This window comes from Kribbella speibonae (assembly GCF_004331375.1).
Lineage (GTDB): Bacteria > Actinomycetota > Actinomycetes > Propionibacteriales > Kribbellaceae > Kribbella > Kribbella sindirgiensis.
Map to the genome: position 1 here is coordinate 1 of NZ_SJKC01000009.1, position 20,131 is coordinate 20,131.

Below are 20,131 nucleotides of genomic sequence, written 5' to 3' on the forward strand. Positions count from 1 at the left end.
CGCCCCGTCGGGCGCCCGCGTCCTGAACGGCTCGACCTTCGCGTACGGCTGCTTCCTCGTCGGCCGCTGCCCGTCGAACTGGACGGTCCCCTCCCCCGATGCGGCCTCGCAGAAGACGGTCGCGACCATGGTCGCCAACATCGCCGAGTGGGTCTCCCGCGGCACCATCGCCGTACCGGCCGAAACCACAGCCGCGAAGATCCGCGTCGCCGTACCGAAACACCCACTCCAAGCCAACAGCCAGCCCTAAGCGGCCACAGCGCACGACCAATTCTCGACATGTCTGACGAGCGGCCCGGTTGCCTGTCGGCGAGCAGCCGCGGCCGTCGCCACGACCCTGGTGATCTGGACGGACCGCTAGGGCGTAGATCGCGGGTCATGACGGAGCCCTGTGTCTGCAGGGCGGCCATGACCAGACCGAAAACGTCCCATCCAGCAGTTCGACGACCCAGGTGTGGTGCGGCCGAGGCCGTTCGGCCGACTCTCGGAGGAGACTCCGGCGCCAGTCGGCGGCGGACGACAAGTCACGCGCAGTCCGACGCAAAACCTCGAGTCGAACTCCTGGGAAGATAAGTCGACGCTTATCTTCCCAGATCACAGAGCCGGTGACGGGATTCGAACCCGTAGCCCCCGCTTTACAAGAGCGGTGCGCTGCCAGTTGCGCCACACCGGCCGGTGTGCGGATACATACTAGTGGATTGTGTGGGGGGTGCTGCGGGGGTCGGGGGCGTTTGGGGCGCTTTGGGGGGCTCGGGCGGTTTCTGTTTTGGGGGACTCGCTGGGGTTGGTGGCGTTGCTGCTTTATGTGCAGGCGTCTACAGGGGCGGCGATCGCGGTGGCGTTGCTGTTGCTGGCGGGGGACTTTGTGCCGGGGTTGTTCGGGGCGTTCGCGGGGGTGGTGGGCGACCGGTTCGATCTCCGGCGGGTGATGGTGGTTTGCGACCTCGTCCAGGGTGCGCTGACGCTCGTCATGGCCCTCGTCCTGCCGCCACTCGAAGTTTTGCTGGTGATGGTGGCGGTCCGGAGTGTTGCGGCGCAGGTGTTTCTGGCGGCTTCGCGGAGCGCTCTGCCGGCGTTGGTGCGGGACGATCAGCTCGAGGCGGCGAACTCGGCGCTCGGGGCGGGGACGAGCGGGTTGGAGGCGGTCGGGCCGATCGTCGCGGCGGGGTTGTTCCTGGTCACCGACGTACGTGGGATTCTGCTGGTCGACGCGGTGACGTTCTTCGTGTCCGCGGGGCTGCTCGCCAGGTTGCCGAAGATCCCGCCGACCGAGGCGACGGGCCACAGTGTGTTGAAGGACGCGCGCGACGGGCTCGGGTACATCCTCAGAACAGCCCAGATCCGCGTCATCGGGATCGGGTTCTTCGCCACGGTCGCGTTCAATGGGGTGGACGACGTCGCGATGGTGTTCCTCGCGAAGGACGAGTTGCGCGGGAGCGATTCGGCGTCGGCGACGTTGTACGCCGGGGTGGGCATCGGACTGATCGTCGGCTTCGCGATCCTGGCGCGGTACGCGGGCCGCCTGACGATGCCGATCCTCATCCTCCTCGGCTTCGCGGTGAGCAGCGCGGGCAACCTGGTCACCGGTCTCGCGTGGGCGATCTGGGCGGCGCTCGCGCTGCAGGTGATCCGCGGGCTCGGGATCGCGGGCGTCGACGTCGGCGTCAACACCCACCTGCAACGCGTCGTACCGCCGCAGCTGCGCAGTCGCGTGTTCGGCAATCTGTACGGCGCGATCGGGCTCGCGGCCGGGATCTCGTACGTGCTCGGCGGCCTGCTCCTCCAGCACACCGACGCCCGTACGACGTTCGTCACCGCGGGCGTGGGTGGATTGATCGCTACAGCTGCGACTGCGATCGCAATGCAGCGATCGGGGCGCGAAGAGCGCGAGCCCCCGGTACCGCGATGAGCGCGATCGCGGCCATCACGAGGAACGCCGCGAGCGGGTGATCGACGAGCAGGCCGACGACGACCGCGACGACCAGGCCGCCGAGGTTGCCGGCCATCCAGATCAGACCGGCTGCGGTGCCTTCGGCTTCTCCGGTACGGCGCTCGACGAGTTCGAGCACGATCGGGAGGGCCGGGAGGAGGAGCAGGCCGATGACGGTGATCGCGACGAAGCCGACGACCGCGCCGGGGGCGACGGCGAGGAGGACGCAGGCTGCGGCGGTGACGGTGAGACTGATGACGAGGAGGCTTGATTCGGCGCGGCGGCGGACCACGAGGATCGGGATGGTCGCGCTGCCGGCGACTCCGGCGATGACCTGGAGCAGGAGGATCGTGCTGGCGGTGCCGCCGCTGACGCCGGCCGGTTCGAGGAGCGCCTGGGCGAAGGTGCTCATGGCAACGAAGACGCCGAACGGGAAGATCGCGAGCACGCACAGGCGACGGATCAGAGGGTCGCCCCAAGCGGCTGCCAACGCACCACGGTCAGGCCCGTCGTGTGCGGCGGGGGTGTCGGTGGGCGTGGCGGCGGGGGTGAAGGGGCCGTTGGTGCGGAGGGCGGTGGCCAGGGTGATGGCTGCAAGGACGCAGAAGGTGGCGCTGAGGGTGAGCATGGTGGGGATGGATGCGGACGTGGTGAAGACGGCGGAGAGGAGGAAGGCGATGACGATGCCGGCGAAGATGCTGGCCGTGCCGATGGCGATGCCTGTCGGGCGATCCTTCTCGGAAAGGTAGCGGCCGGAGATGCCGGTGACGGCGTTCAGGACCAGCGGCTGTGCGATCGAGGCGAGGATCTGCCCCGCGAGCAGCCAGCCGAAGTCGTCGCCGATCAGCCGCACCACGGCGCCCAGAGCAGTCAGTACGGCGCCCGCGAGCAGCCCGCCGCGGAACCAGCGGTCCAGCACGAGGCCGCACGGGATCGCGAGGACGACGTACAGCAGCGGGAAGACCTGGGCGAGCCACCCGATCGCGCTCTCGGACACGCCGTACCGGGAGGCGGCGACGGTGGTGACGCCCGCGAAGTTCAGCCAGACCAGCTGGGTCGCCGCGCCGACCAGGGAATAGCCGACGATCGCCGACCACCGGCTCCGGATTTGCATGGGCGCACTGTACGGCCAGCCGACCCCGCAGGCGTACAAAAGAGGCATGGTTGATTGGGAGGGGCCGCTCAGCGAGGCGTACGAGCGGGCGACGGCGTACCTGAAAGGGCTTCCGGAGCGGCGGGTCGGGCCGCGGGCGAGCTCCAAGGAACTTCACGAGACGCTCGGCGGGCCGCTGCCGAGCGGGCCGACGGACCCGCGCGAGGTGGTGGCGCGGCTCGCGGAGGGGGTCGAGGACGGGCTGCTGCCGAGCGGGAGCGGCCGGTTCTTCGGGTTCGTATTCGGCGGCGCCACGCCGGCGGCGCTGGCCGCGGACTGGCTCACGACGACGTGGGACCAGAACGCCGGTCTGTACGCCGCCTCGCCGGCGGCCGCCGTGGTCGAGGACATCACCGCGGGCTGGCTGGTCGAGCTCTTCGGGCTGCCGCGCGGTACGTCGGTGGGCTTCGTGACCGGTGCGCAGATGGCGAACTTCACCGGGCTGGCGGCCGCGCGGCACGAGGTACTGCGGCGTGCCGGGTGGGATGTCGAACGGGACGGCCTGATCGGCGCGCCTCCGATCCGCGTGCTGGCCGGGGCCGAGCGGCACGACACCATCGACCGGGCGCTGCGGTTCCTGGGCCTGGGGACGAGCTGCATCGTGCCGATCGCGGTCGACGACCAGGGCCGGATGCGCCCGGACGCCCTCGCCGAGGCGCTGGACGACGACGGCCCGCAGATCGTCTGTGCGCAGGTCGGCAACGTGAACACCGGAGCAATTGACCCCATAACCGAGATCTGCGAGCTCGCGCAGCAGGCCTGGGTCCACGTCGACGCCGCCTTCGGCCTCTGGGCGGCGGTCAGCTCGCAGCTGAGCCCGCTGGTCGACGGGATCGAGCTGGCCGACTCGTGGGCGACCGACGCGCACAAGTGGCTCAACGTGCCGTACGACTCCGGCCTCGTCCTGTGTGCCCATCCCGAGGCCCATCGCGCCGCGATGTCGATCCGCGCCGCGTACCTGATCCAGGACGAGAACGGCGAACGCGACCCGCTCGACTTCAACCCGGAGTTCTCGCGGCGGGCCCGAGGGATCCCGGTGTACGCCGCGATTCGGGCGCTCGGCCGTACCGGGATCGCCGAGATCGTCGACCGCTGCCACGCGATGGCGCAACGGTTCGCCGGCATCTTGGCGGCCAACGACGTCCAGGTGCTGAACGACGTGGTCCTCAACCAGGTCCTGGTCCGCTTCGGGGACGACGACGCGGTCACCCGGCGTGTGGTCGCCGAGGTCCAGGACGAGGGCACCTGCTGGATGTCGGGCACCACCTGGCAGGGCCGGGCCGCGATGCGCATCTCGGTCTCCAACTGGACCACCGGGCCGGCCGACATCGACCGCTCGGCGGAAACTGTGCTCGCGGTGTTGCGGAAAGTTTCCTGATCGTCGGTGTCGATTTCCGCACGAGCCGCCCGACGCAGGGGTGTACGACCACCACCTCAGGAGGAAAACGATGTCGTTCCAGGCGTACTTGGACAAGATCGAGGAAAAGACCGGAAAGACCCCGCGGGAGCTGGTCGACGAGGCGCATCAGCACGGGTACGGGTCCGCCGACGTGAAGGCCGGCACGATCCTCGACTGGCTGAAGGCGGACTACGACCTCGGCCGCGGTCACGGGATGGCGCTGGTGCAGGTGATCAAGAACGGCGCGCAGATCAGCGACAAGCACGTCGGCAGCACCGGCCCGCACGCGGACCCGAGCAACATGCTCTGGCTGGACGGTAAGGCAACGAACCCGGCGCTACGGTAGGCGGGTGGATTCGAAGAAATCGCCTCGTGACAAGTGGATCACCGTCTACGGGCGCAAACCCGTGCTGGAGGCGCTGCACGATCCGGGCCTGTCGGTGGCGAAGGTCGTGCTCGCCGACAACGCGACCGGCCACTCGATGCAGGAGATCCTGCGGGCGGCCGAGCGGTACGGGACGCCGGTCGAGCGGGCGACCGCCAGCCGGGTGAAGTGGCTGGCCGGAAACGGTAAGCACGACCAGGGCGTGGTCGCGGACGTGGACGCGCCCCGGATGACCCCGCTGGAGGAGTTCGTGCGGGCCCGCGGAAAACGGCCGACCAACGTTTTCCTGCTCGACGGCGTGACCAATCCCGGAAACGTCGGAATGATTCTGCGGACCGCGACCGGCGCCGGGTTCGACGGCGTGATCCTCCCCCGGGCCGGTACGCCGCACGTCGGGCCGCTCGTCATCAAGGCGTCGGCCGGCGTCGCGTTCCAGGCGCCGATCGTGAACACGTCGACGGCGAAGGCGGCGGTCGACGTACTGCGGACCGCCGGGTACCACGTGTACGGGCTGTCGGCGCGTTCGCAGGACTCGCTGTTCAAAACCGAGCTCGCCCCGCGCGCCGTCTACGTACTCGGCGGCGAGACCAACGGGATCACGGTCACCACCGACTCCGACCTGCAGATCCCCCTGCACTCCGGCGTCGAGTCCCTGAACGTCGCCGTCGCCGCCGCGGTCGTCGCTTTCGAGGTCACCAACCGCTGAAATCAGCCGGTGATCTTCTTGGCGAGGGCCTCGGCGGTGGCGCGGGTGTAGCCGCCGGAGATCTGGACCTGGCCGCCGGTGATCTCGGACTGGACGGCCGGGGCGGCGGCCACCTCGCCGTGGATGACGATCGCCAGCTGGTTCGCCGGGGGCTGCTGCTTGGCGATGCTGCCGGTCAGCTGGCCGAAGAGCTTGGCGCCCTCGGCGTCGAGGGTGAGGTTCACGTACCAGGAGGTGCCCTGGGCCGGGTCGTACCCGGCCTTCACGTCGGACACGTTGCTGCCGTCGAGCTCGACCTTGCCCAGTGTGTAGAGGTTGCCCTGGTCGTCACACGCCGTACCGGCCGGCGACGGGGTCGCGCAGCGGCCGGGCTTCGAGGTGAGCACGCGGCGGAACTCGACGGCCTTGGGATCGGAAGGTTTCGTCCGGGCCGGTGGGGTCGATTCGGATACAGCAGCCGGTTTGCCGTCACCGCGATTCATGATCAGGACGAGGCCGGTGACGATCACAACGACGAGCAGCAGGACCAGACCGCCGACGATGAGCAACGGCCCCCGCGACTGCTTCGGCGGAACGGGCGGCAGGACCGGCGGCTGTGTCATGGAAGAACATGCTAGGTAGTCAGGAAGTCACCTTGAGCAGACGTGCGGCGAGTTCGGCGTTGCGCCGGGCGAATGGCTGCCACAGCTCAGGCGTCGCCGCCACTCGCGACCGCGCCGTCGCCTCGCCCACCGCGCGCTGCGTCCACGTGGACATCCGACCGCCCCGTACCTCGAACCGCACGAGTACGCCGTCCGCCCACCCGTACACGTCCGCGTCCCGCGGCTCGAGCCAAGTCACCTTCTGCTCGGAACAGATCCACTCGAGCGCCTCGATCTCGCCCTGCACCTTGGCCGCGAACTCGTACCGCAGCTCCCCCGCGGCCCGATCTCGCCGCAGGACCAAGGCATCGCGCAACGCCGCCACCGCGGCCGGGTCACGAGAAAGCACGGCGATCGCGGTCCGCGCCAACGCCTCCCGATCCGCCGGCCCGATCCCGAACAACCGTCCGAACTCCTCCGCCGACCCGTCCCCCGCGACCGTGTACTGCAGCGGCAGCACGCGATGCAGCCCCGAGATCGCCTGCCGGATCCGCAGCCCACCGAGATAGGGCCCGAAGCATGGCCCGCTGCCGTCAGCCGTGTGCGAGAAACGCAAGCCTGGCTTGGATCCGTCGGCGAGCCGGATGTACCCGACGACCTCCGCGCCGCCCTCCATCCGGTTCCAGCGCGGCTTGGACTGTTCGAGCAGATTGCGTTCGAGCCATGCCGCTTCGTGGTCGGAGTCGCACCAGACACCTTCCACGCGGGCGATCCGCCGTACCATCCGCCGCAGATGCGGACGGTCGCCGAGGTTCACCCAGTACGACTGCACGCGCCGCCGCAGATTGCGCGCCCGCCCGATGTACAGCACCTTCCCGGCCTCGTCCCGGAAACGATAGACACCGGGGCCCGTCGGCAGCTCCCGGACAGTGCGGATCATCAGCCCAGTGTGCCCGGTCCGGTCGGCGGAGTGACCACGCGGTGGATTGTTTGAAACGAATGCTGGCCGGGTCTTGCGCCGCGTCACCGGTGGAGGTCATCCTGACGCGGTCCGAGTGCCCGCAGGGGGTTATGAGGGGCCGGGTACCGGATTTCTGGCCTGGGGGGCTTTGTGAGGATTTCTGCCCGGTGGCTGCGCTGCGCGCTGTCCACGTTGTGCGTCGTACTGCTGCTGCCGCTGGTCGCGATCACGCCGGCACGCGCTGCTGTCACGCCCACCGGTTTCGGTGAGCAGGTGGTGTTCACCGGACTGAACAGTCCGACGAACGTCGCGTTCTCGCCGGACGGCCGGGTGTTCGTCGCCGAGAAGAGCGGCCTGATCAAGGTCTTCGACTCGCTCGACGATCCGGCGCCGAGCGTGTACGCCGACCTGCGGACCGAGGTGCACAACTACTGGGACCGCGGGCTTCTCGGCCTCGCGCTGCATCCGGACTTCCCGACGGATCCACGGATCTACGTGCTGTACACGCACGACGGCCTGATCGGCGGCCCGACGCCGAAGTGGGGTACGCCGGACACCGACGCGGACCCGTGCCCGTCGCCGCCCGGCCCGACCGCTGACGGCTGTCAGGTCAGCGCCCGGGTCTCGGTCCTGAACGCGAACGGCGCGGAGCAGGTACTCGTCGAGGACTGGTGCCAGCAATATCCGAGCCACTCGATCGGCTCGATCGAATTCGGCCCGGACGGGTTCCTGTACGCCGGCGGCGGTGACGGCGGCAGCTTCAACTACGTCGACTACGGGCAGGACAGCTTCCCCGCCAGCGATCTGACGCCGGACAATCCGTGTGCTGACGGGCCGGCGCCGGTCGGCGCGACGCTCACACCACCGACCGCCGAGGGCGGCGCGCTGCGTGCGCAGGACCTGCGGACACCGGCCGACCCGACCACGCTGGACGGCTCGATCATCCGCATCGACCCCGACACCGGGCAGGCCGCGCCGAACAACCCCTTGATCAAGAGCGCCGACCTGAACGCGCGCCGGATCGTCGCCGAAGGTCTGCGCAACCCGATGCGGTTCACGTTTCGTCCCGGGACGAACGAGCTGTGGATCGGCGACGTCGGCTACTCGACGTGGGAGGAGATCAACCGCATCGTCGTACCGACCGCGGGCGTCACCAACTTCGGCTGGCCGTGCTACGAGGGCGCCGCCCGCCAGCCCGGGTATGACGGCGCGAACCTGAACATCTGCGAGAACCTGTACGCCGCGGGCTCGTCCGCGGTAGCGGCGCCGTACTACGCCTACCGGCACGCGGACAAGATCGCCAACACCTGCACCAGCGGCAGCTCGTCCATCTCCGGCCTCTCGTTCTACAAGGGCGGCAACTATCCGGCGGCGTACGACGGGGCGTTGTTCTTCAGCGACTACAGCCGCAAGTGCGTGTGGGCGATGATGAAGGGCAGCAACGGCCTCCCGGATCCCGCGAACATCCAGCTGTTCGCGTCCGGGTACGGCGCCACGCGCCTGCAGACAGGTCCTGGTGGCGATCTGTTCACGGTCGACTACGACGGCGGCCGGATCCTGCGCTACGTCTACAACGGCACGAACAACCCGCCGACCGCCGTCATCCAGGCCGACCCGTCCAGTGGACCGACGCCGTTGACGGTGACGTTCGACGGGACCGCGTCGAACGACGCCGACGGCGATCCGCTCACGTACGCGTGGGATCTCGACGGTGACGGCGTGTACGACGACTCGACGGCCGCGACTGCGCAGCACACGTACACCACCACAGGGACCGTGACCGCGCGATTGCGGGTGTCCGACGGGAAGACGACCAGTACGACGACCACACAGATCAATGTCGCGAACACGGCGCCGACCGCGACGATCATGTCACCTGGTCCGGCGCTGACCTGGAAGGTTGGCGATGCCATCAACTTCTCCGGGTCGGCGACCGATCCCGAGCAAGGTACCTTGCCGCCGTCCGCGTTGACGTGGTCGCTGATCATGCACCACTGCCCGAGCGATTGCCACACGCATACGATCACCTCGCTGACCGGGGTGGCGAGCGGCTCGTTCACGGCGCCGGATCATGAGTATCCGTCGTACCTGGAGCTGAAGCTGACGGCGCGGGACGCTCAGGGGCTGACCGACTCGAAGAGCGTGCGGCTGGACCCGAAGACGGTGAAGACGACGTACGCGACGACACCGACCGGTTTGCCGGTGACGGTCGCCGACAAGAGCGGGGCGAGTCCGCTCGGCGTGACGACGATCATCGGTTCGAGCGTCTCGGTGGCGACGGACCCGACGCCGAACGCGGCGAACCTGCTGTACCGGTTCGGCGTGTGGTCCGACGGCGGGGCACGCGACCACAACATCGTCGCACCGGCGACGCCGACGACGTACACGGCCGCCTTCGGCCTGAAACGCAACCTCGCCCGCGGCCGGCCGGTTGTTGCCTCCAGCGTCTATCTGGCCGGGCGTGAGGCGTCCAAGGCCGTGGATGGTTCGATGAGTACGGCGTGGTCGAGCGCGCGGTCGGATCCGCAGTGGTTCCAGGTCGATCTGGGGTCGGTGCAGGTCGTCAATCGCGTGATGACGAACTGGCTGTCGACGGCGTACGCGAAGTCCTTCCAGATCCAGGTGTCCGGGAGCGGGCGCACCTGGAAGACGGTGGCGTCGAGTGTCGGCGGGGACGGCGGGACGGACAACATCAAGTTCACGGCGAACTACGCGCGGTACGTCCGGCTCGTCATGACGAAGCGGGCTGTTGCCGGGAGCTACTACTCGTTCTGGGAGTTCGGGGTGTTCCAGGACACCGGGCCCGCGACCGGGATCGGCGGCAAGTGCATCGACGTCTACCAGGCGTTGACCGCGGACGGTACGCCGACGACGCTCTACACCTGCAAGGGCTCCGTCAACCAGCAGTGGACACCGTCGACGGTCGACGGCACCATCCGTACGATGGGCAAGTGCTTGTCCGCGCGTGCCACCGCTCTCAACACGCCCGCGGTGTTGTGGACCTGCGACGACTCACCCGGTCAACGTTGGATCCCCCAACCGAACGGCGCCTTCGTCAACGCCGCGGCGAACCTCTGCCTCGACGCGACCGGCGGATCGTCCGCCAACGGCACCAAGCTGATCCTCAACACCTGCAACAGCGCCCTCAACCAGAAATGGGGGCTCCCGTAATTCGATCGTCGTTCCGGCCGTCCCAGGCCTATCGTCGTGCCCATGACTTGGGTGGATGAGGGGTTCGGGGCGGTCGCGGACACCTTCGCGGAGAACTTCTCCTTGTTTCCGGAGCTGGGAGCCGCCGTCAGCGTGTACGTCGACGGGCGGCAGGTGGTCGAGCTCTGGGACGGGGACGCGGCGCCGGGACGGCCGTGGGCGCGGGACACCGTCGTACCGGTGTTCTCCTGTGCGAAAGGGCTGGTGAGTGTCGTCGTACACCTGCTGGCGCAGGAGGGGCGGCTCGACCTGGATGCGCCGATCGGTACGTACTGGCCGTCATTCGTTGCTGAGGGCAAAGAGGCGATCACGTGCCGGATGGTGCTCGGGCACCGGGCCGGGATCCCGGTGCTCGACAAGACGTTGACATTCGACGAGATCGCGGCGTGGACGCCGGTGATCGCGGCCCTCGAAGAGCAGAGGCCGTTGTGGGAGCCGGGGACGGCGTACGAGTATCACGGGCACGTGTTCGGGTTCGTACTCGGTGAAGTGGTACGGCGGATCACGGGGCAGCTGCCCGGGGCGTACTTCCGCACCGTCATCGGCGATCCGCTCGGGCTGCGGGCCTGGATCGGGCTACCGGCCGCGGAACTGCCCACGCTCGCGCGGCTGGAGGAGGCCGAGGGGCGGCCGCCGGCGCTGGATCCCGAACACCTGTTGATGCGGATCGTGACGATGAACGGGGCGCTCGAGTTCCCCGGTCTCGACGTACCGCACGGCTGGAACGACCCCGACCTACTAGCGATGGAACTGCCCGGAGCCGGTGCGGTCGCGTCCGCGAGCGGGCTCGCCGGGGTGTACGCCGCCGCGATCACCGGGATCGACGGCTCGCCGCGGCTGCTGAGTCCGGAGACGATCGATGACGCGGTGCGCGAGGTCTCTTCCGGTGCAGGGTTCCTCGGGTTCGACGCCGGCGCTCGCTGGGGGTCTGGATTCCTGCTGGACTCCCCGTTCCGGCCGACCTTGGGTCCACGCAGTTTCGGCAACGACGGTGCGGGCGGGCAGTTCGCGTTCGGCGACGACGAGTACGGTGTCGCCTTCGCCTACACCGCCAACCGGATGCTCGGCCACGGCGATCCCCGCGCCACCCGCCTGATCACCGCCCTCCGCACCTGCCTCTAACTGGACAGCGGGTGCCAGGTGTAGGCGGCGCCGTCGCGTTGGACGTGGCCAAGGCCTGGGAACGGGAGGTGGTAGGCGTGGATCAGGAGCTGTTCGTCGGCGGCGCGGGACAGGAGTTGACGGCGGGTGCTGATCGAGGCCGGGGCGTCGAGGTCCCACGGGGTGGCCCAGGCCGGGTTGGTGAGTTGGAGCGGGTCATAGAACGTGTCGCCGACGCAGAGCAGGCGTTCGCCCTGGGACTGCAGGAGGATGGCGGAGTGACCCGGGGTGTGGCCGGGCGCGGAGAGGGCTTGGACGCCGGGCAGGATCTCGGCGTCGTACTCGAACGGCTGTAGCTTCTCGCCGAACAGCCGGATCGTTTCCCGAGCCGCCTCGAGGTGTGGCTGCGCCGACGGGAGGTCGACGGCGCCGGACCAGAACGCGACCTCCGAGGCATGCGCGAACGCGGTCGCCGCGGGGAAGGTCAGCTCGCCCGACCAGATCGCGCCGCGTGAATGATCCTGGTGGAGATGCGTGAACACGACCGCGGCCAGGTCCGACCGCGACAGTCCGGCGGAGGACATGCCGCCGTCCAGTTGTCCGACGAGCGGCTCGATGTACTCGCCGTACCCGAGGAAGCTCGCCCCCAGCCCCGTGTCGATCACCGCCGTCCCGTCCGGGGTGCTCACGAACAGGCAGTTGTATCCACAGGTCAGCGTCGAGCGGCCGTGGCACGCGTCCCGCAGTACGTCATCAGGTACGCCGGACTCAGGCGTGAAGAAGTCCTCCAACCGCGGCTCGAACGGCGGCCCAGGCTGACCGTCGCTCACCACCACACACTCCAACCGCCCGACCGAGAACCTGTAGATCATCACCCCACCCTCCCACGGTTTTCCGGGGGTTCATGGGATGGCGTGGTGGTGTTCATTCGGGCGGGTGAGGGTCACGTGAACCGGTGTGAGGGGAGTTGGAATGAGTCGGCGTGCGTGGGTGGTGGCGGCTTCTGTGGTGGGGGTTGCCGCGTTGATCGGCAGCTCGGTGCAGGCGGCTTCCGCCGATGAGCGCGGACCGCGAGTGGCCGGTACGGCGATCTTGCCGGACGTGTCGCTCGGGAAGTTCTCCAACGGGCTGATCCGCGGGTCGGTGGACGACGACCGTAAGGTCGATCTCGGCGGAATCGGGAGCGACATCTTCCCGGCCGGGAAGAGTGACGAGTTCTGGACTGTCACGGACCGCGGGCCGAACGGGCAGATCAAGGTCGACGGCACGAACCGCCGGACGTTCCCGGTGCCGGGGTTCGACCCGGCGATCGTGAAGGTGAAGGTCGCCGGCAAGAAGCTGAAGGTGATCGACGCGATCCCGATCACGACCCGGCACGGCAAGCCCGTGACCGGCCTCTCGAACCAGGAAAGCCGCGACGAACTCCCCTACACGTACGACGCCTCGACGCGGCTCCCGATCAACCCGAACGGTCTCGACACCGAGGGCATCGTGCGGGCGTCCGACGGCACGTTCTGGCTCGTCGACGAGTACAGCCCGTCGCTCGTGCACGTCTCGAGCCGCGGGCAGGTGCTCGCGCGGTACGTACCGAAGGGCCTGAACCTCACTGGTGCCGACTACCCGGTGATCGAGTCGCTGCCGGCGATCTTCCTGACCCGCAAGATCAACCGCGGCTTCGAAGGCCTCGCGCAGCTGCCCGGCGGCGACCTGGTGCTCGCGCTGCAGAGCCCGCTGTCGAACCCGAGCAAGAAGGTCGGCGAGGCCTCGCTCAACACGCGGATCCTGAGGTTCTCGCCGCGGGCCGGGAAGGTGACGGCGGAGTACGCGTACCGGTTCGACCCGGTCGGCGTGGTCGACCCGGGCGAGGACGACACGAGTGAGCTGAAGATCTCCTCGATCGTTGCCGCGGGCCCCGAAACACTGCTGGTCGAAGAGCGGACCGACAACGCCGCCCGGTTGCAGCGCGTCGTACTGCGGCCGTCCGCGAACATCCTCGGCTCTCGGTGGGACGATGCCGCGACGACACCGTCGTACGAAGCCTCGACCGACGCGCCGGCGCTGCCCAAGACGCCGTTCCTCGACCTGAACACGGTCAAGGACGCGCCGAAGAAGATCGAGGGTGTTGCGCTGCTGCCGCACAACACCCTCGTCGTGATCAACGACAACGACTTCGGCATGACCGACGGACCGGACGCTTTCGATGCCGACGGCAACCTGATCGACAGCGGCATCGAAACCACGCTCGTGACGATCCGCCTTCGTTAACACTTGTCGCGGCAGATCGTGGTGATCCAGGTCCAGCCGAGGATCACCGCGAGGTCGAACGCGATGATCGTGGGCCGGCTCCCGGCGCCGGCGCTGAGGCCCGCGAACGCGGCGAAGAACAGGATGCCGGTCACCACCGAGAAGCGGGCGAGGGTACGGCGGCCGGCCGCGCGGTAGTGCGCGCCGAACACCAGGCAGGCGGCGATCAGCCCGGAGAACCCGATCGTCCCGGCCACGAAATGCCCCATGCCCCGGGTGCTGATCTCGGCGTAGTCGGCCGGCGTACCGACCGGGAACCCGGCGGCCGGATCCGCCGGGAACGCGGCCGCGAGCAGCAGGCCGAGTCCGTACGCCGCCACCAGCCGCGGACCCCACACCCCGCCGCGAGCGACGGAACTGCGGGCGGTCATCCGTTGGCGGAGACCGATCGCGGCTCCGATGCAGAGCAGCCCGCTCACGATGAAGTTCGTGGTCTGGATCCACCCCGGGCCGCCGTTCGCGAGCAGGCTGGCGGGGTGGCGGGTGATGTCGAACCCGCCCCGGGTGAACGCCTGGATCAGCCACACCGCGACGTACAGCGGGCCGGCGACAACCCCGCCGGTCAGCAGCGCGCGGGTGGAGACACGGGCGGCCGGGAGCGTCACAGTACTCATGGCGAAGTCCTTTCACAGAGGAGAACAGTCACCACTGCGTCGACCGGGCCACCGCGGAATCGACACCACGGCCGATGACAGACGAAATAGCCCGGTGTTTTGTGATGTGGCGTTGTTCACGTCACACGGGCCACTCGGCGGCCGTCAGGTGTTTGTTCGATGAGGGCCAACGCAAAGGAACGTCATGAGCGCAGTAGTCGAAGGATTCGCTGGAAAGATCGTCGGACCGGAAGACCCCGAGTACGACGCCGCGAGCCGGACCGTGCTGGTCGGCGGCAGCCCGGCGTACGTCCTCAGGCCGGAAACCGTCGAGGACGTCCGGAAGGCCGTTCGGTACGCCGCCGGCAGCGGACTGCCGCTCGCGGTGCGCGGCGGTGGACACGCGTTCCCGGGATTCGGGACGAACGACGGCGGGGTGGTGATCGATCTCGTCGACCTGGCCGGGATCGAGCTCGTGGACAAGGACCGGCACATCGTGCGGATCGGCGGCGGCGCCACCTGGGGGCAGGTCGCGGCCGCGCTGGCGCCGCACGGGCTGGCGATCTCGTCGGGTGACACCAGGAGCGTCGGCGTCGGCGGGTTGACGCTGACCGGCGGCATCGGGTGGAAGGTCCGCAAGTACGGTCTCGCGCTGGACAGCCTGGTCGCCGCGGAGGTCGTGACCGCCGCGGGTGACGTCGTCCGGGCGTCCGTCGACCAGAACCCGGAGCTGTTCTGGGCGATCCGCGGTGGCGGCGGGAACTTCGGGATCGTGACCGCGTTCGAGTTCGCGGCGCACCCGACGACCGACATCCACTTCGGCAAGGTCGTGTTCGCCGCCAACGAGATCGCCGACGTGCTGCCGCGCTGGGCGGAGTACCTGCGCACCGCGCCCGCGGAGCTGACCTCGATCGCGTCGTTCGCGAACCCGTTCCTCGGCGGCCCTGAGGCGCCGCTGGAGATCCAGGTCGCGTACGACGGTGACGACGCGGAACTCGCCGCGCGGGCGATCGACCCGATCCGCGCCCTCGGTACCGTGGTCGCCGACGAGGTCGCGCTGACGCCGTACGCCGAGGTGCTCGTGGACGGACTCGTGCCGCCGCCCGGGATCCGGTTCGAGACCCGGAGTGCCTTTGTCGACAAGGATTCCGTGCCCGAGGTCCTGGGGATCCTCGCCGAGGCCGGTACCTCGCAGGGCTCTCCGGTCATCGCCGTCCGCAGCGTCGGCGGGGCCGTGGCGCAGGTCGCCGACGACGCGACGGCGTACGCGCATCGCCAGGCAGAGCTGATGTTCGTCACCATGACGGTCGGCCCGCCGCCGGTGCTCGAGGCGACGCGTCCGGCCCGGCAGCAGCTGTGGGATCGCCTGAGCCCGAACGTCAGCGGTGCGTACGCGAACTTCCTGTCCGCTGCCGAGGACGCCGACGTCGCCGCGGTCTATCCCGCGAAGACGTACGAGCGGCTCGCGGCGGTGAAGCGCGAGTACGATCCGGAAAACGTGTTCTCCGGCAACCACAACGTCCGGCCGGCTAGCTAGGTTCGCGATGCAGCCCGACCGCGACGACGATGATCGCGACCGCCACGAGTTCGGCGGCCTGCGGGATCTGCCGGAGAACGACGGCGCCGATCACCGTCGCCGTGGCGGGCAGCAACGCCAGCAGCAGCGCGAACGTCGATCGCTGCAGCCGTGCCATCGCCAACTGGTCCGCGACGTACGGAATCACCGACGAGCAGACGCCGACGCCGACGGCGGCGGCCAGCAACCCGACGTCGGTGAACGCCGGGACCGCCGCCCAGGCGCCAACAGGCAGTGCGAGCACCGTCGCCGTACCCATCGCGAGCGCGAGCCCGTCGATCCTTCGCAGGCCGTCCGTCCGTGACACGCGATGCCCGAGGACGACGTACGCCGCGAACAGGAGCGCGTTCGACGCCGTGAAGACCAGGCCGATCCAGTCGCCCGACAGGCGGATGTCGGTCAGCACATAGACCCCGGCCACAGCAAGCACCACTGCAAGCACGTTCCGGATGCTGCGGACCGCGATGGCGGCCAGGACGATCACCGGCGCGAACTCGGCGGCGGCGACCGTACCGAGCGGGATGCGCTCGATCGCCAAATAGAAGCAGGAGTTCATCAGCGCAAGCACCGCACCCCACCCGACAACGAGGCGTCGGGCGGGTCCGGACAGGACTCGCCACGCCCGCCACGGACGACGCCAGACAGCGAAGATCAGTCCGGCCGAGGCGATCCGCAGCCACGCGACACCGAGCGGTTCGATGCGCACGAACAGCAGCACCGCAAGGGCGGGGCCCAGGTAGTGAAACACTGCGCTGACGACGAAGTAGGTCTGCGGCGGAACGGTTCTTCGCACCAAGCCGACGCTAGGGAGCGGCCCGCCGGACGACCATGGCGTTCCGGTAAGCCCGCGGCCGTTGTGCTTTCCAGATCGGCAATGACCCCGGCGCTCGAAATACTGTGCGCCATGCGTCGATCAGGGATGTTTGCCGCGCTGGCCGGATGCCTACTTCTTGCCGTGTCACCGTTGACGGCGCACGCGAAGGTGGAGGCCACGACCGTGAAGACTCTGACGTTCAACATCCACCACGGCGCGGGCGTCGACGGCAGGCTCGATCTCGAGCGGGTCGCCAAGACCATCGAGGCGTCCGGGGCCGCGGTCGTCGGTCTGCAGGAGGTCGACAAGTTCTTCGACGCCCGCAGCAACTGGGTGGATCAGCCGGCCTGGCTGGCGGCGCGGCTGCAGATGAACTACGTCTTCGCCGCCAACCTGGACTGGGACCCCGCCGAGCCGGGCAAGCCCCGCCGTCAGTACGGCACGCTGGTGCTCTCGAAGTACCCGATCGTGGACTCCCGCAACACCTTGCTGCCGCTGCACGCGGGCAGTGAGCAGCGTGGTCTGCTCGAAACGCTGATCGACGTGAACGGTACGCCGCTGCGCTTCGCCGACACGCACCTCACCACGATCAACGACGGCGAGCGCATCGAGCAGGTGAACGCGATCGTCGCGCTGATGAAGGACGCTCCCGAGGCGACTCTCCTCGTCGGCGACCTGAACGCCGTACCGACGTCGGCCGAGGTGAAGACGCTGACGACGCACTGGACGGACACCTGGCCGCAGAAGGGGTTCGGACTCGGGCTCACCAGCCCGGTGCCGTTGCCGACCAAGCGGATCGACTACCACCTGCACAGTTCGCAGCTGGTGCCGACCGCCGCGTCGGTTCCGGTGAGCTTCGCGTCCGACCACCTCCCCGTCGCAGCCACCTATTCGCTCAGCTGACGCTCGTATGCCTCGGGTGACCAGCCGGCCGCGGTCTTGGTGACCAGTTTGGCGCCGAGGCGTTCGTAGAAGCGGTAGCCGGCTGTGTTCTCCAGGCGCAGACCCCAGCCGATCGGCAGCCGGTCGGGCAGTGCGTGCCGGGCCAGCTCCAGCATGAGCTTCCGTCCGAGGCCGGCGTCACGGAACTTGTCCCGGACGTAGAGGTCGTCCAACGCCAACTGGTCTCCGCCGACCCACAGGTACGGTCGCCGCAGCGCCGAAACGTACCCCGCCGCCTGGCCGTCGGCCTCCGCGATCAGCACGATCACCTCGTCGCGCCCGAGGAACCCTTGCCAGTCCTCGACGCTCGCCAGCACATAAGCGCCCTGGTCCTGGTAGTCGGCCAGCTCGCGCAACATGGTCAGCACAGTTTCCGCATCCGCGACCACCGCGCGGCGAATCTCAATGGGCATGGACTTCTCCACTCGAAGGCTTGAACGAAGGTACGACGATCAGCGCGAGGACGGCCGCCACCGCGGCAGTGACCGCGGCGAACGTGAACCCGCGGGTGAATCCGGTCGACACGGTCCCGGCCAGACTCGCCGCCGCGATGCTCGACACCACAGCGACTCCGAGCGAGGCGCCGAACTCGTGGAACGTGCTGAGCAGTCCGGACGCCAGACCTGCTTCCCGGTAGTCGATCTGCGCGAACGTCGTGGTCGACGACGCCACGAACGCGGCGCCCAGCCCGACCGTCCCCACAGACATCCCGATCACGACCATGGCAGCACCCTCCCAGATCGCGGGGACAGTCACACCCGCCGCCGTGATCAGGAACCCGGCGATCGCGATCGGCCGCGCGCCGGTCCGGCCGATGACGTGCCCGGCGAGCTGGGCGCCGACGATCGCCGCGACCGCCACCGGCAGGAACAGCAGCCCGGTGCGCAGAGCGCCGTACTGCTGGAAATGCTGCAGGTAGAACGAGCCCAGGAAGAACATCGAGATCATCAGCGCGGTCGCGACCAGGATCATGAAGATACCGGCGGTGACCGGCCGGCGGGTGAAGATCCGCAGGTCCATCAGCGGTGACCGTACGGTGCGCTGGACCCAGGCGAAGACGCCGTACAGAACCAGGGCTCCGGCCAGCGTGCCGAGGGTCGCGAGCGAGAGCCAACCGCGATCGCCGGCGTTGATCAGCGCGTAGATCGCCGTACCCGTTCCGGCCGTGACCAGCAGCGCACCCGGTACGTCGAGACGTCCCGGCTGCTCGCTCGGCCGGTCGGCGGGGAGCATGCGGAGCAGTACCGCGAACACGACCAGACCGATCGGCAGGTTGATGTAGAACACCCACTGCCAGCCGGGGCCAGCGGTGAGCAGACCACCGAGCAGCACGCCGATCGCGGAGCCGCCACCGCCCATCGCGGACCAGATGCCGAGCGCCTTGTTGCGCTCCTCGGCGTCGAACGTCTTGGTGACGACGGAAAGCGCTGCAGGCGAGAGCATCGCGGCGCCGATGCCCTGTGCGACGCGACCGCCGAGCAGGAGCTCAGGCCCGTTCGCGAGACCTGTGACGAGCGAGGCCAGCGTGAACACCAGCAGGCCGGTCAGCACGACACGGCGGGAGCCGAACAGGTCGGCGGCGCGGCCGCCGAGCAGCATCAGACCGCCGAACATCAGCGTGTACGCGCTGACCACCCAGGTCAGCGTCTCGCGCTGCAACTGGAGGTCGGTCTCGATGTTCGGCAGCGCGATCGCCACCACGGTGACGTCGAGGATCAGCATGAACTGCGCGACGGCGAGCAGCCCCAGCAGTCGCCACCGCCGGGGGTCGGGTTGATTCATGATCTCGTCCTTAAGTTGAACAGCTGTGTACGGGTTATGGTCGTACGGTAACTCGTACACTGGTGTTCGACAAGAGGAATTCGTACAGTGGTGTTCGAGATCATGGAGGTTCGATGGCTGTCACCACCCGGCGCGCGGACGCGCAACGGAACATCGCGGCGATCCTCACCGCCGCGGCCGACTGCCTGGGCCGTGATCCGGGCGCGAGTACGTCGGAGATCGCGAAGGCGGCCGGGGTCGGGCGGGTCACCCTGTACGGCCACTTCCCGTCCCGGGCCGAGCTGGTCGACGCCGTCTTCGTCCAGGCGATCGCGACCGGCGAGGAGACGCTGGGGCAGGTCGATCTGACCGGCGATCCGCGCGACGCGCTGACCCGGTTGATCGAATCGAGCTGGCACCTGGTCGACCAGTACCGGGCGCTGCTGCTCGCGGCTCAGGACGCACTGCCCCCCGGGCGGGTGCAGGAACTGCACGCCGATCCGATGGCGCGCGTGGAACGGCTGCTCGAACGCGGCCGGAGCGAAAACGTTTTCCGTACCGACCTGCCGACGTCCTGGCTGGTCAGCGTCATGCACAACGTGATGCACGGCGCCGCGAGCGAGATCCAGGCCGGACGCATCACGTCCGATCAAGCAGCGCCGTACATCACCGCGACCCTGCTGGCCGCGTTCACTCCCCCTCAGTCGGAGTAGCT

The 20,131-nt window shown here is 68.9% G+C and carries 19 protein-coding genes and 1 tRNA gene; 11 read left to right on the forward strand and 9 right to left on the reverse strand.

Translation table 11 applies throughout. From position 1 onward, the window contains the following. Positions 1-250: hypothetical protein (locus E0H92_RS44540; protein ID WP_165550260.1), on the forward strand; the 250-nt coding region annotated here is incomplete at its 5' end. A 350-nt stretch (positions 251-600) separates the two neighbouring features. Here the strand turns inward: E0H92_RS44540 and E0H92_RS40895 are convergent. Beyond that, positions 601-673, reverse strand: a tRNA-Thr gene (locus tag E0H92_RS40895). 36 nt (positions 674-709) lie between these two features. On the opposite strand from E0H92_RS40895, the gene E0H92_RS40900 reads away from it, so the two are divergent. Next, on the forward strand, positions 710-1,909 hold the full coding sequence (locus E0H92_RS40900) for an MFS transporter (protein WP_238173817.1): 1,200 nt from the start codon (positions 710-712) through the stop codon (positions 1,907-1,909). On the opposite strand, the gene E0H92_RS40905 is transcribed toward E0H92_RS40900, so the two are convergent. Next, positions 1,839-3,044 carry an MFS transporter gene (locus E0H92_RS40905; protein ID WP_131500102.1) on the reverse strand — a complete coding sequence of 402 codons (1,206 nt, stop codon included), beginning with the start codon at positions 3,042-3,044 and terminating at the stop codon, positions 1,839-1,841. The two genes, E0H92_RS40900 and E0H92_RS40905, sit on opposite strands and share 71 nt — an antisense overlap. A 46-nt stretch (positions 3,045-3,090) precedes the next feature. Between E0H92_RS40905 and E0H92_RS40910 the strand changes: the two genes are divergently transcribed. The 3 genes from E0H92_RS40910 to E0H92_RS40920 all read left to right on the forward strand — a co-directional run bounded on the left by E0H92_RS40910 (position 3,091) and on the right by E0H92_RS40920 (position 5,573). Beyond that, on the forward strand, positions 3,091-4,461 hold the full coding sequence (locus E0H92_RS40910; protein ID WP_131500103.1) for a pyridoxal phosphate-dependent decarboxylase family protein: 1,371 nt from the start codon (positions 3,091-3,093) through the stop codon (positions 4,459-4,461). Positions 4,462-4,531: 70 nt separating this feature from the next. Then, on the forward strand, positions 4,532-4,828 hold the full coding sequence (locus E0H92_RS40915) for a DUF4287 domain-containing protein (protein ID WP_131500104.1): 297 nt from the start codon (positions 4,532-4,534) through the stop codon (positions 4,826-4,828). A gap of 4 nt (positions 4,829-4,832) precedes the next feature. Further along, on the forward strand, positions 4,833-5,573 hold the full coding sequence (locus E0H92_RS40920) for a TrmH family RNA methyltransferase (protein WP_131460509.1): 741 nt from the start codon (positions 4,833-4,835) through the stop codon (positions 5,571-5,573). 2 nt (positions 5,574-5,575) lie between these two features. Here the strand turns inward: E0H92_RS40920 and E0H92_RS40925 are convergent, their stop codons facing one another. Both E0H92_RS40925 and E0H92_RS40930 read right to left on the reverse strand, forming a co-directional pair. After that, positions 5,576-6,175, reverse strand: a complete 600-nt coding sequence (locus E0H92_RS40925; protein WP_131500105.1) for a SecDF P1 head subdomain-containing protein — start codon at positions 6,173-6,175, stop codon at positions 5,576-5,578. A 19-nt stretch (positions 6,176-6,194) separates the two neighbouring features. Then, complete coding sequence (locus E0H92_RS40930) at positions 6,195-7,094, reverse strand: GIY-YIG nuclease family protein (RefSeq protein WP_131500106.1); 900 nt, start codon at positions 7,092-7,094, stop codon at positions 6,195-6,197. A 171-nt stretch (positions 7,095-7,265) separates the two neighbouring features. Between E0H92_RS40930 and E0H92_RS40935 the strand changes: the two genes are divergently transcribed. Next, complete coding sequence (locus tag E0H92_RS40935; RefSeq protein ID WP_131460512.1) at positions 7,266-10,286, forward strand: PQQ-dependent sugar dehydrogenase; 3,021 nt, start codon at positions 7,266-7,268, stop codon at positions 10,284-10,286. 42 nt (positions 10,287-10,328) lie between these two features. After that, the gene (locus E0H92_RS40940) at positions 10,329-11,447 is read left to right on the forward strand and encodes a serine hydrolase domain-containing protein (protein ID WP_131500107.1); all 1,119 of its coding nucleotides are present in this window, start codon (positions 10,329-10,331) and stop codon (positions 11,445-11,447) included. On the opposite strand, the gene E0H92_RS40945 is transcribed toward E0H92_RS40940, so the two are convergent. After that, positions 11,444-12,298, reverse strand: a complete 855-nt coding sequence (locus E0H92_RS40945; RefSeq protein ID WP_165550261.1) for an MBL fold metallo-hydrolase — start codon at positions 12,296-12,298, stop codon at positions 11,444-11,446. The two genes, E0H92_RS40940 and E0H92_RS40945, sit on opposite strands and share 4 nt — an antisense overlap. A 100-nt stretch (positions 12,299-12,398) precedes the next feature. Between E0H92_RS40945 and E0H92_RS40950 the strand changes: the two genes are divergently transcribed. Then, complete coding sequence (locus E0H92_RS40950; protein WP_131500109.1) at positions 12,399-13,691, forward strand: esterase-like activity of phytase family protein; 1,293 nt, start codon at positions 12,399-12,401, stop codon at positions 13,689-13,691. Here E0H92_RS40950 and E0H92_RS40955 read toward each other — a convergent pair. After that, on the reverse strand, positions 13,688-14,344 hold the full coding sequence (locus E0H92_RS40955; RefSeq protein ID WP_131500110.1) for a DUF998 domain-containing protein: 657 nt from the start codon (positions 14,342-14,344) through the stop codon (positions 13,688-13,690). The genes E0H92_RS40950 and E0H92_RS40955 overlap by 4 nt on opposite strands. Positions 14,345-14,528: 184 nt before the next feature. Between E0H92_RS40955 and E0H92_RS40960 the strand changes: the two genes are divergently transcribed. After that, positions 14,529-15,860: an FAD-binding oxidoreductase gene (locus E0H92_RS40960; protein WP_131500111.1), complete on the forward strand. Its 1,332-nt coding sequence runs from the start codon at positions 14,529-14,531 to the stop codon at positions 15,858-15,860. On the opposite strand, the gene E0H92_RS40965 is transcribed toward E0H92_RS40960, so the two are convergent. Beyond that, entirely contained in the window at positions 15,853-16,692 is an 840-nt protein-coding gene (locus tag E0H92_RS40965; protein ID WP_202874098.1) for an EamA family transporter, read from the reverse strand. The two genes, E0H92_RS40960 and E0H92_RS40965, sit on opposite strands and share 8 nt — an antisense overlap. A 111-nt stretch (positions 16,693-16,803) precedes the next feature. Here E0H92_RS40965 and E0H92_RS40970 point away from each other — a divergent pair, with 111 nt between their 5' ends. Next, positions 16,804-17,616 (forward strand): endonuclease/exonuclease/phosphatase family protein, encoded by an 813-nt coding sequence (locus E0H92_RS40970; RefSeq protein WP_131500112.1) that lies wholly within the window; start codon positions 16,804-16,806, stop codon positions 17,614-17,616. On the opposite strand, the gene E0H92_RS40975 is transcribed toward E0H92_RS40970, so the two are convergent. Together E0H92_RS40975 and E0H92_RS40980 are read right to left on the reverse strand one after the other, a co-directional pair. Continuing rightward, positions 17,601-18,068, reverse strand: a complete 468-nt coding sequence (locus E0H92_RS40975) for a GNAT family N-acetyltransferase (protein WP_131500113.1) — start codon at positions 18,066-18,068, stop codon at positions 17,601-17,603. The genes E0H92_RS40970 and E0H92_RS40975 overlap by 16 nt on opposite strands. Next, entirely contained in the window at positions 18,058-19,437 is a 1,380-nt protein-coding gene (locus tag E0H92_RS40980) for an MFS transporter (protein WP_131500114.1), read from the reverse strand. Before E0H92_RS40980 ends, E0H92_RS40975 begins: the two co-directional genes overlap by 11 nt. A 113-nt stretch (positions 19,438-19,550) precedes the next feature. Here E0H92_RS40980 and E0H92_RS40985 point away from each other — a divergent pair, with 113 nt between their 5' ends. After that, on the forward strand, positions 19,551-20,129 hold the full coding sequence (locus tag E0H92_RS40985) for a TetR/AcrR family transcriptional regulator (protein WP_131460522.1): 579 nt from the start codon (positions 19,551-19,553) through the stop codon (positions 20,127-20,129). The last annotated feature ends 2 nt before the right edge of the window (positions 20,130-20,131 follow it).

Bases quoted from the DNA above. Each gene is read 5' to 3' on its own strand.
- E0H92_RS40905 (WP_131500102.1), bottom strand. From the start codon at position 3,044: ATGCAAATCCGGAGCCGGTGGTCGGCGATCGTCGGCTATTCCCTGGTC.
- E0H92_RS40910 (WP_131500103.1), top strand. From the start codon at position 3,091: ATGGTTGATTGGGAGGGGCCGCTCAGCGAGGCGTACGAGCGGGCGACG.
- E0H92_RS40915 (WP_131500104.1), top strand. From the start codon at position 4,532: ATGTCGTTCCAGGCGTACTTGGACAAGATCGAGGAAAAGACCGGAAAG.
- E0H92_RS40925 (WP_131500105.1), bottom strand. From the start codon at position 6,175: ATGACACAGCCGCCGGTCCTGCCGCCCGTTCCGCCGAAGCAGTCGCGG.
- E0H92_RS40930 (WP_131500106.1), bottom strand. From the start codon at position 7,094: ATGATCCGCACTGTCCGGGAGCTGCCGACGGGCCCCGGTGTCTATCGT.
- E0H92_RS40940 (WP_131500107.1), top strand. From the start codon at position 10,329: ATGACTTGGGTGGATGAGGGGTTCGGGGCGGTCGCGGACACCTTCGCG.
- E0H92_RS40945 (WP_165550261.1), bottom strand. From the start codon at position 12,298: ATGATCTACAGGTTCTCGGTCGGGCGGTTGGAGTGTGTGGTGGTGAGC.
- E0H92_RS40950 (WP_131500109.1), top strand. From the start codon at position 12,399: ATGAGTCGGCGTGCGTGGGTGGTGGCGGCTTCTGTGGTGGGGGTTGCC.
- E0H92_RS40955 (WP_131500110.1), bottom strand. From the start codon at position 14,344: ATGAGTACTGTGACGCTCCCGGCCGCCCGTGTCTCCACCCGCGCGCTG.
- E0H92_RS40960 (WP_131500111.1), top strand. From the start codon at position 14,529: ATGAGCGCAGTAGTCGAAGGATTCGCTGGAAAGATCGTCGGACCGGAA.
- E0H92_RS40970 (WP_131500112.1), top strand. From the start codon at position 16,804: ATGCGTCGATCAGGGATGTTTGCCGCGCTGGCCGGATGCCTACTTCTT.
- E0H92_RS40975 (WP_131500113.1), bottom strand. From the start codon at position 18,068: ATGCCCATTGAGATTCGCCGCGCGGTGGTCGCGGATGCGGAAACTGTG.
- E0H92_RS40980 (WP_131500114.1), bottom strand. From the start codon at position 19,437: ATGAATCAACCCGACCCCCGGCGGTGGCGACTGCTGGGGCTGCTCGCC.
- E0H92_RS40985 (WP_131460522.1), top strand. From the start codon at position 19,551: ATGGCTGTCACCACCCGGCGCGCGGACGCGCAACGGAACATCGCGGCG.